Origin of the sequence: Cupriavidus respiraculi, assembly GCF_914271545.1 — a bacterium.
In the GTDB taxonomy this organism is placed as follows: Bacteria; Pseudomonadota; Gammaproteobacteria; order Burkholderiales; family Burkholderiaceae; genus Cupriavidus; species Cupriavidus respiraculi.
The window spans coordinates 266,794-282,734 of the sequence record NZ_CAJZAH010000001.1 but is presented as its reverse complement, the minus strand read 5'-3'; the positions used below and the strand labels follow the sequence as shown (position 1 = coordinate 282,734).

The following is a 15,941-nucleotide window of genomic DNA, read 5'->3' as shown; positions in this document are numbered from 1 at the left end:
GCTGGCCGGCGTCCCCTATCGCGTCACGTCGATGGCCGAGTCCACCGTGCCATAGACGGTGATGCCAGACTGGCGATCGCCCCTGCCCGACGCCGTCGTGCAGCCCGCCAGCGCGCCGAGCAGGAATATCAGGCCAAAGGCAGTGGTCATGGCGCGTCGCATGGCTTCGTCTCGCTTTCCGAAACACGGTTCGACGCCTGCCCGCCCGCGTAGTTCAGCCAGCGCGTGCCGCCCGCCGCTTCGGCCCGCCTCGCAGCCGGGGTCGGCGCACTAACCCGCCCCGCCGGGCGCCCGCGCCAGTGGCGCATGCTCGGCCATCAACGCAACCACCCAGTCGACGAATACACGCAGCTTGGCGCTGACATGCCGGTTCGGCGGGAAGGCCAGGTACAGCGGCATCGGCTCCAGTTCCCATTCCTGGAGCAGCGGCACCAGCTCGCCGCGAGCGAGGTGTGGCCGGGCCATGTAGTCCGGCAGCCAGAGCACGCCCATGCCGGCCAGCCCAGCCGCGAGATAGGCGTTCCCGTCATCCACCGACACCGCATAGCGGCCGTGCGCATTGGCGCTCTCGGCCCCGCGCCGCATGGCATAGGGAAGCGGTTTGCCGGTGCGCGACCACAGAAAGCCCACGATGCGATGATGCGTGTTCTCCAGCTCCGCCGGGTGCGCGGGGGTGCCGGCGCGCTGCACATAGCCGGGCGCGGCATACACGCCGAGGCGCAGGTCGCCCACGTGCCGCGCGCGCAGGGACTGGTCGGCGACCTCGCCGCCGCGGATCACGCAATCGACGTTTTCGTCGATCACGTCGACGATGCGGTCGCTGACGCCCAGGTCCAGTTGGATGTCGGGGTAGCGCGCATGGAAGGCGGGCAACGCGGGGACGAGGATCATGCGCGCCAGCGGGCTGGGCACATCCACGCGCAGGCGGCCCCGCGGCACGGCCGAGGCGCCGGACAGGCTGGTTTCGGCGTCGTCCATATCGGCCAGCAGCCGGATCACCCGCTCGTAGTAGGCGGCTCCGTCGGCCGTGACGTTGACCTTGCGCGTCGTGCGGTTGAGCAGCTTGACGCGCAGCCGCGCCTCCAGTTGCTGCACCAGCTGCGTCACGCTGGTCTTGCTCATATGCAGCGTGTCGGCGGCCTTCGTAAAGCTGCCGGTCTCCACCACGCGCGCGAACGCCTGCATTGCATCGAAACGGTCCATCGCACCTCTGTCCTGGCCATGAATGAGATTGTTTGGATTTTACAAACAGTGATGGGTGGGATTGGGCGTTTATCGGGGCGGCCCGCCTCTCTACAGTGTCTCCATTGTCAATTCCGGGTCGCCTGACCCGTCAATGGAGATCGAAGATGGCAGCAAAACGCGATGTGGTATTTCCGGCCGGGCGCCACGCCCTGTACGAACGGCACAGCTATTCCCCGGCGATCCGGTCCAACGGCTTCCTGTTCGTCTCCGGGCAGGTCGGCAGCCGCGAAGACGGCTCGCCCGAGCCCGGCCTGGAGGCCCAGGTCCGGCGCGCGTTCGACAACCTGAATGCCGTGCTGGCGGCGGCGGGCTGCTCGTTCGACGATGTCGTGGACGTGACGGTGTTCATGGTCGATCCGGCGGACAAGTTCGAGACGATCTGGAAGCTGGTGGTGTCGGAGTACTGGGGAGGCGCGCCGCATCCGACGGCGACGGCCATCGGTGTGACGTGGCTCTCCGGGTTCGACTTCGAGATCAAGGTGGTCGCACGCCTGCCGGACGGCGCGGGCGCCTGACGGCGCCGTTGCGGGTCAGAGGGGGCCGGGCAGCGTCTTCAAGCCGATCCACAGCACCCCGATGACCACATTGCCCGGCACGCTGAGCGCGCCGGGCACATAGAACAGCGCCGACAGCGCGGGCGCGCCCAGCACCAGCTCCACGACGCAGCCCAGCCCGTACAGGATCGCGCCGCTCCAGAGCCAGCGCCGCATGTACACCGGCAGCCAGTGCGCGCGCGTCTTGTTGAAATGCCAGGCGCGGGCGCGCTCGGCCCGGTTGCCCGAGTTGATGTCCCGGAACAGCCAGCCGAAGAAGAAATAGCGGTACAGCAGGGTGCGGAAGGCCAGCTCTTGCATGATCGCTCCAGCCCGACATGGGCCCCGGCGCAGGGGCGGCAGGCAGAGTCCAGTATAGAAACAAGCTCGACGACGCAAGCCTGCAAGCGCCATGCCCGACACGCCCGGGCGGACATCCCGCCACGTGGCGCACCGCCCTGCTCCGTATAATCCGGCCCATCGCCATCCACGCACCGGGTCATTGCCATGCAGCCCATGTGCTCCATGCCGGCCGCGCACGCGTCCCGCCGGCCATGAGCCGCCTCCTCCCGCCTTCCCATGCCGCCGACCGCCTCACTTCCTTTTTCTGGAGTGGCGACGCCATGCGCAGCCGCGCGGTCAGCGACATCGTGCTGACCGGTCTCGTCGATATTCCGCAGCCGCCCGCGCGCCTGCGCGCCGACTGGGCGAGAGAGCTGTCGGTCAACATGCCGCTGGAAGCCGGCGACGTCGAAGCCATGCCGCTGGCTCGGGCGCGCATGCGCTGGCCGGAATACGGGGACTGCGTGGGGGCGGTGTCCGCATGGGCGGACGGGCTGGGACTGCCCGGCGTGCTCGCCGGCGCCGACATCGCGCTGATGGCGTGCCGCGGCGCGCGCTATCACAACGACGGCGAACAGTATGGCGGCGCGGCGTTCTGCAATCTCTTCGTGGGCGAGGACAACGGGCAGGACGTGCATTTCCCGGCATTGGACATCCGCGTGCCCATCCGCCGCGGCACGGTGCTGATCTTCGACACCTGCCAGCCGCACGGCGTGATCCGGCGCGGCGCCACCGGCTTCGATGCGGCCGATTTCCCGCCCGGCCCGCCGGGTGCGCAGCTCTTTCTCACATGGGAGCTTCCCATCGAGGACGCCGCGCTGGCCCGCGCGCTGGCAATCGGGCTCGATACGGAACCGGCCGCCGCGCAGCATCTGGACGAAGAGCAGGTCTGGAGAAACGGCGAGCGGGTGCGGGTGAGCCCGGACACCGGGTGCTGGCGCGCGGCCGGCTGACGTTCAGTCCGGCCCCGGCCCATGGCCGCGCAGCGCCAGCTCGGCTCTTACGAACTCGACGAAGACCTTCGCCCGGATGGGCAGGCGGCGTCCGAAACCGTGCAGGACCTGCAGCGGCACTGGGCGCAGTCCGGCCTGCGGCAGCACCGTACGCAGCCGCCCGGCGTCGAGATCGTCCTGCACCGTCATCCGCAGGATCTGCGCGATGCCCAGGCCGCTCAGCGCCGCAATCCGCATCGCCTCGCCGCTGTCCGTATCGAACGCGCCGTCCATCGGCACGCGCTCGCCGCTGGCGAACGCCAGTGGCACGACTTCTCCGGCCAAGCGGTAACGCACATGCGCATGGGCCGCCAGCTCCGCCACCGTGCGCGGCTCGCCTTGCCGGGCGAGATAGTCCGGCGAGGCCACCAGCACCAGCGGCAGCAAGCCCATCGAGCGCACATGGAGCCCGCTGTCGGCGGCATGTCCGGCCCGCAGCGCCAGGTCGAAGCCGCCACGGATCAGGTCGACATGCTGGTCGCTCATGCTGATATCGAGCGCGAGCCGCGGGTGCCGCGGCATCAGCTTCGCGGTGATCGCCGCGAGCAGCGAGCGGCCCAGGTCCGCGGGCATGCTGATGCGCAAGGACCCCACCGCCGCGGATGGGGCCGCCACGGCCTCGGCCGCCTCCTCCAGTCCGCGCACCAGCACCGCCACCCGCTCGTAGTACGCGCGCCCCTCGCCGGTCAGCACGAGCGCGCGCGTCGAGCGCTGGAACAGGCGGACACCCAGGCGGGCCTCCAGTCGCGCGATGCTCTTGGACACGGCCGACGGCGTGGTTCCCAACAGCTTCGCGGCGGCGGTGAAGGACCCCGTTTCCACGGCGCGGACGAAGGCGGACAAGCCGGGAAGCTGATCGACGGGCATTGATGACACCTTGGCACAAGTGAAGGGTCCATTGTAGGGCTGCCCGCCGCCGCCCCGCGCGCGCACGATTCGCCTGGACACCAACCATCGAACAGGAACCATCATGAACGCGCTTGCAGGAAAGATCGCCGTGATCACCGGCGGCAACAGCGGCATCGGCTTTGCCATGGCGCAACGCTTCGTCGACGAAGGCGCCAGGGTCGTCATCGTGGGCCGGCGGCACGATGCCGTCGAGGCCGCGGTGGCCGCGCTCGGCCCGTCCGCCGTCGGCCTGACCGGCGACGTCGCGGATATCGCCACCCACGATCGCGTGGCGGCGCTCGTGGCCGAGCAGTTCGGCAACGCCGACATCTATGTGGCGAACGCCGGCATGAACGTGATTACCGCCTCCGCCGAGGTCGCGCCTCACGAATACGACCGGCAGTTCGCCACCAACGCCCGCGCCACGTTCTTCGGCGTGCAGAAGATCGGGCCGCTGTTGCGCGATGGCGGCGCGATCCTGCTGGTCGGCTCCATCGCCACCGACAAGGTGCTCGAGGGGCATGCCGTCTACGCCGGCACCAAGGCCGCCATCGACGCGTTCGCCAAGAGCTGGACGCTGGAGTTCAAGACCCGCGGCATCCGGGTCAACGTGATCAGCCCCGGCCCGACCGACACGCCGATCCTCGCCAAGCTCGGCGTGGGGGCCACGGAACTGCCGGCCTTCGAGTCGGCCATGGCGGCGGCCATCCCGCTCGGGCGGCTGGGCCGCGCCGACGAAGTGGCCGCCGCCGCCCTGTTGCTGGTCAGCGACGCAGGCAGCTTCATCACGGGCGTCAACCTCCGGGTGGATGGCGGCATCTCGCTCACGTGAGGCGAGCCGGCGCGGCGGCGAGGGACTGCCCATGGCGCGGCGACCGTGGCACCATGGCGCCACCGGCCGCGTGCCTTTCCGCGCTCAGATCGCCCCTGCCGCCATGCCTACCGCGCTCGTTCGCCTTGCCGCCCGCCTACGCGCCCTCGGCCTGCCCGCCTTCGCCGTGCTGCTGATGGCCGGCTGCGCCCTGCCGCCGCTGGGCGAGCGCACCGTCTCCCATGCCCTGACGCCGGCGGAGTCGCGCGACACCGACCTGGGCCGCGCGCTCGCGACGGAGCTCGAGGCGCATCCCGGCCAATCGGGCATCCACTCGCTGAGCGATGCGCGCGAAGCGTTCGCCGCGCGGATGCACGCGGCGCACCTGGCGCAGCGCACGCTGGACGTGCAGTACTACATCTGGCGCAACGACCTGACGGGCACGCTGCTGCTCGAAGCCCTGCACGAGGCGGCCGACCGGGGCGTGCGCGTGCGCCTGCTGCTGGACGACAACGGCATTTCGGGCATGGACGATATCCTCGCCGCGCTCGATGCCCATCCCGATATCGAGGTACGGCTGTTCAACCCCTTCGTCATCCGCTCGCCAAAGTATCTGGGCTTCCTGACCGAGTTCCGCCGGCTGAACCGGCGCATGCACAACAAGTCGTTTACCGCCGACGCGCAGATGACCATCGTGGGCGGGCGCAATGTGGGCGACGAGTATTTCGGCGCGACCGACGGCGTGCTGTTTTCCGATCTGGACGTGCTGGCCGTCGGCCCCATCGCCGCCGACGTGGAACAGGACTTCGACCGCTACTGGTCCAGCGCCAGCGCCTATCCGGTGGACCGCATCGTGCTGCCCGTCAGCGAAGAGCGGCTGCAGGAGCTGTCGAACAAGGCTGCCAGCGTCGAGCGCGACCCCGCCGCCGCGGCCTATATGGCCGCGGTGCGCGACATGCCGGCCGTGCGCAAACTGCTGGCGGGCGACCTGTCGTTCGAATGGGCGCCCACGCGCATCGTCAGCGACGATCCCGGCAAGGTGCTCGGCGTCGCGCCCAAGAGCTCGCTGATTGGCGCGCAGCTGCAGGAGATCGTCGGCATCCCCACCCGCGAACTGGATCTGGTATCGCCGTACTTCGTGCCCACGGCAGCCGGCACCCAGGCGTTCGGCGATCTGGCCCGCAGCGGCGTCGCGGTGCGCGTGCTGACCAACGCGGCCGAGGCGACCGACGTCAAGGCGGTCCATGCCGGCTACGCCAAATGGCGCCATGAACTGCTGGAGTCGGGCGTGCAGCTGTTCGAGCTGCGGCGGGCCATCGCCGACGGCGGCGCTGCGACCGACGGCAAGCGCCCGCAGAAGGAAGAGCGTGCCGGGCCGTTCGGCAGTTCCGGCTCCAGCCTCCATGCCAAGACCTTTGCCGTGGACGCCAGGCGCGTGTTCGTCGGCTCGCTGAACTTCGATCCGCGCTCGGCCAACCTCAATACCGAACTGGGCTTCGTCATCGAAAGCCCGGTGCTGGCCGCCCGCATCGAGTCCGCCTTTCTCACCCGGATTCCGCAGAATGCCTACGAAGTTCGCCTGTCGGAGTCCGGCAAGCTGTACTGGCTGGAGCGGCGCGGCACCGAGGTCATCCGCCACGATACCGAACCGAACCTGGGCTGGCTCGCACGCTTCGGCATCTGGTTCCTGTCGCTGCTGCCGATCGACGGGTTTCTGTAACGCGGTGCCTTCACCCTGCGGCGACGGGCATCGGTCGATGGCAGGCGAAGTACTGCCCATCGCCCTCGGTGCGCGTTTGCTCCTCCCGGGCGCATTGCGCAATGGCGTCAGGGCGTCGCGATGCAATACCTTTTCCACCCCAAACGGGTACCGCTCAAGGCCATGCGCGAGGACGTGGTAGCGGCGGTCCCTCTGATGCTGGCCCGCTAGGAGGGCATTCCACATGTCAGTCTCGATCCGCCCCGAAACGCCGGAAGACGCCGCCGCCATCGACGCCGTCACCCGCGTGGCCTTCAGCGCCGCCGAGCACGCGAGCGGCACCGAGCAGGCGATCGTCGCCGCACTGCGCCGCGCCGGTGCGCTGACGGTGTCGCTGGTGGCGCAGGAGAACGGTGGCATCGTCGGGCATGTGGCGGTTTCCCCCATCACGATTTCGGACGGGACCGGGGCGTGGTTCGGACTGGGACCGCTCTGCGTCGCGCCCCGACGCCAGCGCGCGGGAATCGGCGGGCGGCTGGTGCGGGAGGCGTTGTCGGCGTTGCGGACAGGCGGCGCGGGCGGTTGCGTGGTGTTGGGAGAGCCCGGCTACTACGGCCGCTTCGGCTTTCGGCAGGAACCGGGCCTGACTTTGCCGGGCGTGCCCCCGGCGTACTTCATGGCGCTGCTGTTCCAAGGGCGCCTGCCGGCGGGCACGGTCGCCTACCACCCGTCGTTCGAGGTGTCGGCCTAGCGCCGAGCGCGGCCTCAGGCCGGTGGGCTCGGGGCATCGTCGCCGGGCCCGGCCGGCGCCTCGTGCAGGTCCAGGTCCAGGTCCATTTCCATCCCCAGCAGGCCCTGCGCATCCAGGATCGCATAGGCGATCTCCGGATGCCGGTCCAGGCAGCGCCGGATCGCCGCGGGGATGGCCTGCCGCGTCTTGCGGCACAGGCCCGGCTGCTGCGCGATGTCGATATTGAAGCCGCGCACGGTGCGCACGCCGTGAATGCTGGGGCGGATGCTGACCGAGATGCCCAGCAGCGCCATCATCCGCTGCTGCATGTGCTCCAGTTCGGCCAGCGTGGCCACGCTGTCGAGCCGGGCGATCAGCTTCTTTTCCTCTTCCCGGGTCAGCCGCAGGACGCGGATATCGCTGCCCGGGTCCGCCAATAGCTGCTCCCGCCCGCATACGCAGGCGCCGGGCGGGCACTCCTGGCGAATGGGGAAAGGCAGGTTCATGTCGATGCCGATGGTGGGGACGGACCGCCATGCACCGGCCGGGAGCGGTGGCGCATGGGGCTGCGGCATATTGTAAAGACAGTTTGCCCCGCCGGGATGCCAAAGCGGATGCGGCCCGCCCTCGCAATCAGGCGACGCCGGCGACCTTGGCCGCTTCGCGCGCCGCGCCGGCGAAGAGCCCGCGCCCGAGCTTCCGCGCGGTATCCAGATGGCCGGCCGGGTCCTCCGATTCGGAGTTGACCATCAACTCGGCGCTGGCGACGCTGGCGCCGCAGTAGTCGAAGATCCCGTGCTCGATCTGCGTTTTCATTGCCGTGGCGTAGCCGTGCCGGGCGTAGGTCGGCGAGTCCGCGCCCGCGATGGCCACGAGGTGCACCTGGCGTCCCCGCAGCTTCTTGACGAGGGGCGTGTCCGCACTGAAGTCGAACGCCCAGCCATTGGAGAAGACACGGTCGATCCATCCTTTCAGCACGGCCGGCATCGACCACCAGTAGACGGGATAGACGAGCACCAGCGCATCGGCCCGCTCGATCCGCGCCTGCTCGGCGGCGACGTCGGCCGGCGGCGCTGCCTTGGTGCGATGGACGGCGAGGTCTGCCTCGCGGAAAGTGGGATCGAAACCTTCCGCGACGAGATCCGCGATCTCGAAGGTGTGGCCGGCGCCGACGGCGGACAGGCCCTCGGCAACGTGCCGGGCGATGCTGTGGGACAACGATTTGCGCTCGGGATGCGCGACGACGATCAGGGCATGCATGAGCTTGACTCCATTTGCGTGGATTGCCGATGGGGACAGCAGCCAATATACTGAAGGTAGCTACTGCTATACGTTTAGTAGGTTACTTTTGGTATATTGCCATGTCAAGATCGGATTCGAGAGTCGCTGGAAAGGATGGAACGGCGCAAAGAACGAGGGCGACCGCGAGCGCGAAGGATGCCGCGCGCAGCGGCGGCGTCGCCTCCGATACGCAGCCGCGTCGCCGCATGTCGTGGGCGGAGCGGCACCGCCAGCTTCTCGACGTATCGTGGCGCCTGGTGCGCGAGGTCGGCAGCGACGCCCTGACGCTGGGCCGGCTGGCCGAGGAGGCCGGCGTCACCAAGCCGGTGGTCTACGACCATTTCACGACGCGGCCCGGCCTGCTCGCCGAGCTGTACCAGGAATTCGCCGCGCGCCAGACCGCACTGATGGACGAAGCGCTGCGCGCCAGCGAGCCGACGCTGGACAGCCGGGCCGCGGTCATCGCGTCGTCCTATGTCGAGTGCGTGCTGGCCCAGGGCCGGGAGATTTCGGGTGTGATCGCCGCCTTGACGAGCACGCCGGAGCTGGAGAAGGTCAAGCGGGAATGCGAACTGGCCTTCATGGAGGACTGCCGCAAGGTGCTGGCGCCCTTCTGCACGCCCGGCACGATCGCCGCGCCGGCGCTATGGGCAATGCTCGGCGCCGCCGAGACGCTGTCCGCAGCGGCGGCCGTCGGCGACATCACCGAGTCCGAGGCGCGCGCCGAGCTGCTGGACACCATCCTCGCCATGGTCGCGCGCAGTGCGAAGACCACCGCGGCAAAGCCTTCGGCGAGCAAACCAGCGCGAAAGACTGCCGGGGGCGGCACTGGCGAACGCGCCACGCCCCCAGCCCCGCACAAGCGAGCGACGCGCACCGTGCGATGACGTGCACGGACAAAGGCACCGGACCGCGGGCACGGGGCTCAGGCGCGCCCATGGCCCTGCCCGCTCAGAAGTGGTGCCGCATCCCGACCATCACGCCCACTCGCGTCGATTCCTCGACGCCGGTGGCGGGCGTGCCAGCCCAGTATTCGGTTTCCCGCCCAACCGCGCCGTCGCGCGCGTGGACCACATCGGCCTCCACATACAGGACGGTGCGCTTCGACAGCGCGTAGTCCGCCACCAGTGCAATGCTGTCGGCGTCGCCCGCGCCGAGCAGCGCGGGTACGTCTTCGAATTGCGTGGTCACGTTGCCGCGCTGCCAATAGCGGTAGTAAGCGCCCGACAGGTGCAGCGCCGGCGTGAGCTGGTAGCCGAGGCCCGCGAAGGCGATCGCGAAGCGCGCCCCGGTGGCCGATTCGCGGCGGCCCATGTGGCCGACATAGGCCGTCGCCTTGCCCCATGCGTACGAGCCCCCAGCCGAGTAGTTGCGCGTGGTATTGCCCCCGTCCGCGTCCTTGCGCTGGTCGTAGGCCACGCCCATCGCGAGGCCGTCGCGCTGGTACATCACGCCGCCGCCCAGGGTGGTGCCGCGGGCCATGCTGCCCGGCCGCTCGCCGGCACCGTAATCGAGCTGGATCGACACCGGCCCCATCGTGCGCTTGTAGACCACGCTGTTGTCGACGCGATAGTCCTGGAAGAAGATATCGCCGCCGAGGTAGATGGGATCGGACCAGAAGTTGCCCCAGCCCTGGCTCAGCGGATTGAAGCTCCACCCGATATTGTTCAGCGCGTTGTACTGCCGCCCGAGCGTGAGGCTGCCCCACTCGCCTTCGAGGCCCATGTACGCCTGGCGGCCGAACAGGGCGTTGTAGCCGACGCGGCCGTCGTCGCTGCCGATGCCGGCTTCCAGCTGAAACACGGCGCGCCGGCCGCCGCCCAGGTCTTCCTGGCCCTTCAGGCCGAAGCGGCTGCCGACCATGCCGCCCGATACCAGCGCCATCTGGTCGTTGTGTCGGCCGTCGAGGTTGGAGGTGTAGCGCACGGCGGAGCTGACGATGCCGTACAAGGTCACGCCGGATTGAGGTTGGGATTGCGCGTGGGCGAGGACGGGCAACAGCCCGCTCGCCAGCAGCCAGAGGCTGGCTGTTGTCTTCATCGATGATTCTCCGGGGTCGAAGCCGCCGCGGCGCGAAGGCACGCGTGCGGATTCGTCAGGCCGTCGGCCGGTGAGTCGCGGGCCGGGCAGGCGCGCGCGTCGTCATCGGGCAAAGCGCACAGGCGCGCCCTGCCCGGGCGAGGGCGAAGTGGTGTATTGCCGGGGGACGGCGAATGCCGGCGCGGTTGCCGGGCAAGCCTGCCGTGCCGGTTGCGGCCACGGCTGAGAGCGGCCACGAGGGCCGTGTGGGGTTGCCCGGCCCCACTTCATGATCCGCGAGGCACTACCGGGCGGTCGGGACGGGCAGGCGCCGGGGAGTTCCGGCGCGGCAAACGGGGCGTATTTTACATGGCAGGCTTACGCTGCCCCGATCTGGGACCGGAAGCGGCACTGCCTCGCGTCCGCCTCGCGCACGTCTGGACACGGCCGGACGTGCGTGAGCGATGGCTATAGCGGCGCGGCGCCCACGGACAGCCCTCCGCACGCGTACAGCACCTGCCCCGTGACGAAGCGCGAGTCCGCCGACAGGAAGAACGCGATGGCGCCCGCGATGTCTTCGGGCTCCCCGAGCCGCCGCAGCGGGATCCGGTTCTCCAGAGCCTGCCGCTCTTCCGCGCTCATCGGGTTGTTGTTCCGGTAGAGCTCGGTCTGCACCGGGCCCGGCGCCACCGCGTTGACCGTGATGCCGTGCTTGCCGAGTTCCAGCGCCCAGGTACGCGTGTAGCCGATCAGACCGCTTTTCGCGGCCGCGTAGGCGGTCCGGCGTGGCATGCCGAGGGCCGCGCGGCTCGCGACGTTGACGATGCTGCCCTGCCCGGACCGGATCATCGACGGCAGGCATGCCTGCACGCACTGCAGCGGTGCGCGCAGGTTGATGGCGAGGATGCGGTCCAGTTCGTCGCGCCCGGTCTCCTCGAGCGTGCTGGAAGTCGTCAGGCCCGCGTTGTTGACGACGCTGTCGACCTCGTGCTCTTGGGCGATCCGCGCCAGTGTGGCCTCGGTGGCGTCGGCGTCCCCGAGGTCCACGGCATAGAAATCGCCGGGGAACGCCTGCTGTGGCGCCGAACGGGCCAACCCGATCACGCGGTGGCCATCGCGGCTCGCCCGTATGGCGACGGCAAGGCCGATTCCTCGGCTCGCGCCGGTGACCAGCACAGTCCGTTTCTGGATCATCGCGGGCCTCTCAATTGACTTTGGCGCCGGAGGCCTTCACGACCGTCGCCCATTTGTCCACCTCGCGCCTGACATGCTCGCCGAATTCGGCGGGCGTGTTGGGGCCATCGGGCGCATCCGCGCCACGCTGCGTGAGGATAGTCCGGATCTCCCCGTCCCGCAGCGCGGCGTTCACCGCGCGATTCATCTTCGCCACGACCTCCTTGTTCGTGCCCGCGGGCGCGAACAGCCCGAACCACGCATTGACGGCGTAGTCCGGCACCCCTTCCTCGCCAATCGTGGGCACGTCCCTGGCAGAGGCGGAGCGCTTCGCGCTGGTCACGCCGAGCGCGCGCAGTTTCCCGGCGTCGACGTTGGGCTTTACCGTGGGCATATTGTCGAAGACCGAGTCCACCTGGCCGCCCAGCAAGGCCGCCATCGCCGGTCCGCTTCCGGTGAAGGGCACATGCATGATGCTGGTGCCCGTGCGCATCTTGAACAGCTCGCACGACAGATGGATGCTGGACCCGGTGCCGGACGAACCACAGGTCAGCTTGCCGGGGTTCGCCTTCGCGTAGGCGATGTAGTCCGCCACGCTTTTGATGGGCAGCGCCGGATTGACGACCAGCATGTTGGGCACCGAGACGAACAGCGCCACCGGCGCGAAGTCCTTGACGATGTCATAGCCGGCGTTCTCGTACAGCGTCCGGTTGATCGCATTGGCCGCGGAACCGACGTAGTACGTGTAGCCATCGGCATCGACGCGCTTGACGGCCTGGGCGCCGATATTGCTGTTGGCCCCCGGCCGGTTCATCACCACGACGGTCTGCCCGAGTTCCTGCGAAACCTTGGTGGCGATGGCCCGCGCGACGATATCGGTGGTGCCGCCGGCGGCATAGCCGACGACCCAGGTCACGGGCCGCGTCGGCCACTCGGCCGCGGATTCGGCTTGTACCGGCGCCGCCACGCTGGCGGCGAGCAGCAGGCATCCCGCCGCGAGCCGGATCGACGTGCTCACTGTCATGGTGTCTCCCCTCGATCTTGTATTGGAGGGCCGCCCGCTTGCGGCGGACCGCCCGGAAGGCCAACTTATCATTGGCAAAGGGCGCCGACAAATACAGTTTCAGCACGCGATTACCCTTGCCGCGCCTATCAATCGAAGACCCGGGGGCGCACTGTCACCAGTCCGGCCGCTGGAAGTGCTCCACGCAGAAATCGATGAACTCCTGCGCCAGCGCACCGGCGCCCTGGCTGCGATGCGCCAGGCCCACGGAAAGCTGGGGCGGCGGCTCCACCAGGGGCAGATAGCGCACGCCATGCAGCCCGAGCTTGCTCTGCGACCGCGGCACGGGCGAGAAGCCCTGCTCGCCCGCGACCAGGGCCAACGCGGCGTGCATGGTCCGCACCTCGAGGAAGTCGGCGGTCTTGACCTTGTGCTTGATCAGGAAATCGCGGAACAGCGTGCGGGTGCTGCCGCTGGCGTGATGGCTCGGGAAGCCGATCATGCGGCAGTCCTGGAGTTCGCTCACCGAGATCCGCCCTGCCTTCGCCGTGGTCCAGCGCTCGGGCAGCGCGATGCAGTACGGTTCGGAGAACAGCCGCGTGACGCCGAGATCGTTCTCGTGCACCGGTTCCCTGACAAAGGCCAGGTCGACGTCGCCCGCCAGCAGTACCGTGGTCTGGTCCTGCGTCGCGTGCTCGCGCAACGTGAGCCGCACGTCCGGCCGGTGCCTCGCCCACGCGGCGAGCAGCCGCGGCAGGAAGGTATAGGCATGCGCATGCAGGATGCCGATGCGCAGCGTGCTCATGCGCTCCCAGCGCGCGTCCCGTATCACCTCGCCGCAGCGGTCGATATCGCGCAGGATGCGGCGGGCATGCGGCAACAGGTTCAGTCCGTCCTCGGTCAGAGAAACGCTGCGCGTGGTGCGCTGGAACAGCGCCACGCCCAGTTCCCGCTCCAGCGCCGATATGTGCTCGCTCAGTGGCGGCTGGCTGATGCCCAGTCGTTCGGCCGCTCGGCTGAAGTGCTGCTCCTCCGCAACCGCCACGAAATAGCGCAGTCTCCTCACGTCGATCATTGTTCTGTCCCGGCTATGAATCCGTGCCAAAAAGTATATTGGACTCGACCATTTCCCGATAACTATACTGGCCTCGCCCTACTGGACATCCGCTGACAACAAAGAGGAGACGTCATGGAAATCCGAAAACTGACCGGCACCATCGGCGCGGAGATTCTCGGCATCGACGTATCGAAGCCGCTGTCCGCCGCGGTTCTCGCGGACGTGCGCCGCTGCCTGCTGGACAACTGCGTGATCTTCTTCCGCGACCAGGCACTGAGCAAGGAGGAGCACATCGCCTTCGCCCGGCAGTTCGGCGCGATCAGCTCCAGTCCCGTCTACAAGACGCTGGACTCGCACCCGGAGATCATGCCCGTGGTCAAGGAACCCACGGACTCGGACATCATCGGGGACACCTGGCACACCGACGAGACGTACCAGCCGACGCCGCCGCTGGGATCCATCCTCTACGCCCGCGAGGTGCCGCCCGTGGGCGGCGACACCCTGTGGTGCAATCTCTATCGCGCCTACGACACGCTGTCCGACGCGATGAAACGGCAGCTGGCGACACTGCGCGCCGTGCATACCAACGAGTTCCTGACCGGCAATACGCAGGCGCGCAATGCCACGCGCTCGACCAAGCTGCTCGAGACCGTGGGCGTCAGCCACGTGGTGCACCCGGTGGTCCGCACCCACGAGGAAACCGAGCGCAAATGCCTGTTCGTGAACCGTCCGTTCACCTATGCCTTCGAGGGCATGACGCGGGAGGAAAGCCTTCCCCTGCTCAACTTCCTGTACGAGCACAGCGCGAAGCCGGAAAACACGTGCCGCTTCCGCTGGCAGAAGGGCTCCATCGCCTTCTGGGATAACCGCTGCACCATGCATTACGCCATCAATGACTATCCCGGCTTTCGCCGCGAGATGCACCGGATCACGATCCAGGGCGCCGTGCCGCGATAAGACGACGGCCTCGCCGCACGCAGCGCTACACCAGCCCCGCCAGCCCCGCTGCCGCCCCGATCGCCACCAGCACGAACGGATGGATGCGGGTCTTGAGCATCAGCACCACCGTGAGCAACGTCAGCGCGCCCGCGGTCCAGCGGTGGTCCGTGCCGGCGGCCAGCACCCAGCCCGACGAAAACAGCAGGCCGATGGTCACGGCAGCGAGGCCGCGCCGGATCCGTCCCGGCCAGCGGGCCTCGGGCTTGCGGCTGCTGAAGTATTCGAAGCTGAGCGCGATCACGCTGGACGGACCGCAGATGCCCAGCATGGCGACCACGGCGCCCGCGGCGCCCGCGACCTGCCAGCCGAACAGCGCCACGAAGAGGATATTGGGACCCGGTGCCGCCTGCGAGATCGCGTACATCGACAGGAACTGCGCATCGGTCATCCAGCCGTGCGTTTCCACCAGCAGCCGGTGCATGTCGGGCAGCGTCGTGGCCGTGCCGCCGATGGCCAGCACGGACAGCAGCAGGAAGTGCGTAAAGAGGGTGCCGAGCACGTTGGGGCCGTTCATGCGCGAGGCTCCCCCGCCCGGTCTTTCGCCACGCGCGCAGCCCGCTCGCCGTACCACTCGAGGCCGATGCCCAGCGGCACGAGGACCAGCATCACCGGCACCAGCGGCCAGCGCAGCAGCCCGATCGCGACAAAGGCCGCCGCCGCGAGCAGCAGGTTGCGGGCAGTGCGCGGCTGCGATTGCCCCAGCCGGATGGCGGTCGCCAGGATCAGTCCGGCCGCCACCGCGCTCATGCCGGTCAGCATGCGCTGCACCGCGGCGACGTCGCGGTAGTGCTCGTACAGCAGCATCAGCAGCAGCACGCCGGTCATCGGCACCAGCACCAGGCCCGCGAAGGCGGCGAGCGCGCCGCGCAGTCCCGCGAAACGCATGCCGAGCATCAAGGCCAGGTTGACGACGTTGGGGCCCGGCAGTACCTGTCCGACGCTCAGCAACTCGACGAACTCGCGATCGCCGAGCCAGCGGTTGCGCTCCACGACGGCACGCCGCACGAACGGCAGCACGCCGCCGAAGCCGGTCAGTCCCATGCGGGCGAATTCGAGGAACAGCTCCCTGGGGCCGGGGATCGATGGCGGATGGTCGGGCGGGACGGAGGCGGGCATGAAGGGCGGCGGGAACGTGAGGCGGGCGCGGCGGCGGAACGATTACGCATGCA

Annotated in this window: 19 protein-coding genes; 7 read left to right on the top strand and 12 right to left on the bottom strand. The window is 68.9% G+C overall.

What is annotated here, in order from left to right; genetic code table 11:
* Positions 1-15: 15 nt before the first annotated feature.
* Entirely contained in the window at positions 16-150 is a 135-nt protein-coding gene (locus LDO27_RS25560; RefSeq protein ID WP_290368786.1) for a hypothetical protein, read from the bottom strand.
* Positions 151-270: 120 nt separating this feature from the next.
* Complete coding sequence (locus LDO27_RS01195; protein WP_222205616.1) at positions 271-1,203, bottom strand: LysR family transcriptional regulator; 933 nt, start codon at positions 1,201-1,203, stop codon at positions 271-273.
* 146 nt (positions 1,204-1,349) lie between these two features.
* Between LDO27_RS01195 and LDO27_RS01190 the strand changes: the two genes are divergently transcribed.
* Positions 1,350-1,760, top strand: a complete 411-nt coding sequence (locus LDO27_RS01190) for a RidA family protein (RefSeq protein WP_222205613.1) — start codon at positions 1,350-1,352, stop codon at positions 1,758-1,760.
* 15 nt (positions 1,761-1,775) lie between these two features.
* Here LDO27_RS01190 and LDO27_RS01185 read toward each other — a convergent pair whose 3' ends face one another.
* Positions 1,776-2,099 (bottom strand): hypothetical protein, encoded by a 324-nt coding sequence (locus tag LDO27_RS01185; protein ID WP_224039145.1) that lies wholly within the window; start codon positions 2,097-2,099, stop codon positions 1,776-1,778.
* Positions 2,100-2,332: 233 nt separating this feature from the next.
* Between LDO27_RS01185 and LDO27_RS01180 the strand changes: the two genes are divergently transcribed.
* Positions 2,333-3,073: a hypothetical protein gene (locus LDO27_RS01180; RefSeq protein WP_224039144.1), complete on the top strand. Its 741-nt coding sequence runs from the start codon at positions 2,333-2,335 to the stop codon at positions 3,071-3,073.
* A gap of 3 nt (positions 3,074-3,076) precedes the next feature.
* On the opposite strand, the gene LDO27_RS01175 is transcribed toward LDO27_RS01180, so the two are convergent.
* A complete protein-coding gene (locus LDO27_RS01175) occupies positions 3,077-3,979 on the bottom strand; it encodes a LysR family transcriptional regulator (protein ID WP_224039143.1) in 903 nt (300 codons plus the stop codon).
* Between the two features lie 103 nt (positions 3,980-4,082).
* Between LDO27_RS01175 and LDO27_RS01170 the strand changes: the two genes are divergently transcribed.
* The 3 genes from LDO27_RS01170 (at position 4,083) to LDO27_RS01160 (ending at position 7,261) form a co-directional block, all read left to right on the top strand.
* Positions 4,083-4,832, top strand: coding sequence for an SDR family NAD(P)-dependent oxidoreductase (locus tag LDO27_RS01170; protein ID WP_224039142.1), 750 nt, complete (start codon positions 4,083-4,085; stop codon positions 4,830-4,832).
* A 103-nt stretch (positions 4,833-4,935) separates the two neighbouring features.
* On the top strand, positions 4,936-6,531 hold the full coding sequence (locus LDO27_RS01165; RefSeq protein ID WP_224039140.1) for a phospholipase D family protein: 1,596 nt from the start codon (positions 4,936-4,938) through the stop codon (positions 6,529-6,531).
* Positions 6,532-6,754: 223 nt separating this feature from the next.
* Positions 6,755-7,261 (top strand): GNAT family N-acetyltransferase, encoded by a 507-nt coding sequence (locus LDO27_RS01160; RefSeq protein WP_224039138.1) that lies wholly within the window; start codon positions 6,755-6,757, stop codon positions 7,259-7,261.
* A gap of 14 nt (positions 7,262-7,275) precedes the next feature.
* Here the strand turns inward: LDO27_RS01160 and LDO27_RS01155 are convergent, their stop codons facing one another.
* Together LDO27_RS01155 and LDO27_RS01150 are read right to left on the bottom strand one after the other, a co-directional pair.
* Complete coding sequence (locus tag LDO27_RS01155; RefSeq protein WP_224039137.1) at positions 7,276-7,746, bottom strand: hypothetical protein; 471 nt, start codon at positions 7,744-7,746, stop codon at positions 7,276-7,278.
* 127 nt (positions 7,747-7,873) lie between these two features.
* The gene (locus LDO27_RS01150) at positions 7,874-8,500 is read right to left on the bottom strand and encodes an NAD(P)H-dependent oxidoreductase (protein WP_224039135.1); all 627 of its coding nucleotides are present in this window, start codon (positions 8,498-8,500) and stop codon (positions 7,874-7,876) included.
* 227 nt (positions 8,501-8,727) lie between these two features.
* Between LDO27_RS01150 and LDO27_RS01145 the strand changes: the two genes are divergently transcribed.
* Positions 8,728-9,408, top strand: coding sequence for a TetR/AcrR family transcriptional regulator (locus tag LDO27_RS01145; protein ID WP_322790798.1), 681 nt, complete (start codon positions 8,728-8,730; stop codon positions 9,406-9,408).
* Positions 9,409-9,472: 64 nt separating this feature from the next.
* Here LDO27_RS01145 and LDO27_RS01140 read toward each other — a convergent pair whose 3' ends face one another.
* The 4 genes from LDO27_RS01140 to LDO27_RS01125 all read right to left on the bottom strand — a co-directional run bounded on the left by LDO27_RS01140 (position 9,473) and on the right by LDO27_RS01125 (position 13,791).
* On the bottom strand, positions 9,473-10,561 hold the full coding sequence (locus LDO27_RS01140; protein WP_224039133.1) for a porin: 1,089 nt from the start codon (positions 10,559-10,561) through the stop codon (positions 9,473-9,475).
* A gap of 447 nt (positions 10,562-11,008) precedes the next feature.
* Positions 11,009-11,734 carry an SDR family oxidoreductase gene (locus LDO27_RS01135; RefSeq protein WP_233472553.1) on the bottom strand — a complete coding sequence of 242 codons (726 nt, stop codon included), beginning with the start codon at positions 11,732-11,734 and terminating at the stop codon, positions 11,009-11,011.
* 10 nt (positions 11,735-11,744) lie between these two features.
* Positions 11,745-12,737, bottom strand: coding sequence for a Bug family tripartite tricarboxylate transporter substrate binding protein (locus LDO27_RS01130; protein ID WP_224039131.1), 993 nt, complete (start codon positions 12,735-12,737; stop codon positions 11,745-11,747).
* Between the two features lie 154 nt (positions 12,738-12,891).
* Positions 12,892-13,791 (bottom strand): LysR family transcriptional regulator, encoded by a 900-nt coding sequence (locus tag LDO27_RS01125; RefSeq protein WP_290368785.1) that lies wholly within the window; start codon positions 13,789-13,791, stop codon positions 12,892-12,894.
* A 114-nt stretch (positions 13,792-13,905) separates the two neighbouring features.
* Between LDO27_RS01125 and LDO27_RS01115 the strand changes: the two genes are divergently transcribed.
* Positions 13,906-14,730 carry a TauD/TfdA dioxygenase family protein gene (locus LDO27_RS01115; protein WP_224039130.1) on the top strand — a complete coding sequence of 275 codons (825 nt, stop codon included), beginning with the start codon at positions 13,906-13,908 and terminating at the stop codon, positions 14,728-14,730.
* A 25-nt stretch (positions 14,731-14,755) separates the two neighbouring features.
* Here the strand turns inward: LDO27_RS01115 and LDO27_RS01110 are convergent, their stop codons facing one another.
* Both LDO27_RS01110 and LDO27_RS01105 read right to left on the bottom strand, forming a co-directional pair.
* On the bottom strand, positions 14,756-15,286 hold the full coding sequence (locus tag LDO27_RS01110) for a chromate transporter (RefSeq protein ID WP_222205550.1): 531 nt from the start codon (positions 15,284-15,286) through the stop codon (positions 14,756-14,758).
* Positions 15,283-15,888 (bottom strand): chromate transporter, encoded by a 606-nt coding sequence (locus LDO27_RS01105; protein ID WP_222205547.1) that lies wholly within the window; start codon positions 15,886-15,888, stop codon positions 15,283-15,285. The genes LDO27_RS01110 and LDO27_RS01105 overlap by 4 nt, the downstream gene beginning before the upstream one ends.
* Positions 15,889-15,941: the final 53 nt, after the last annotated feature.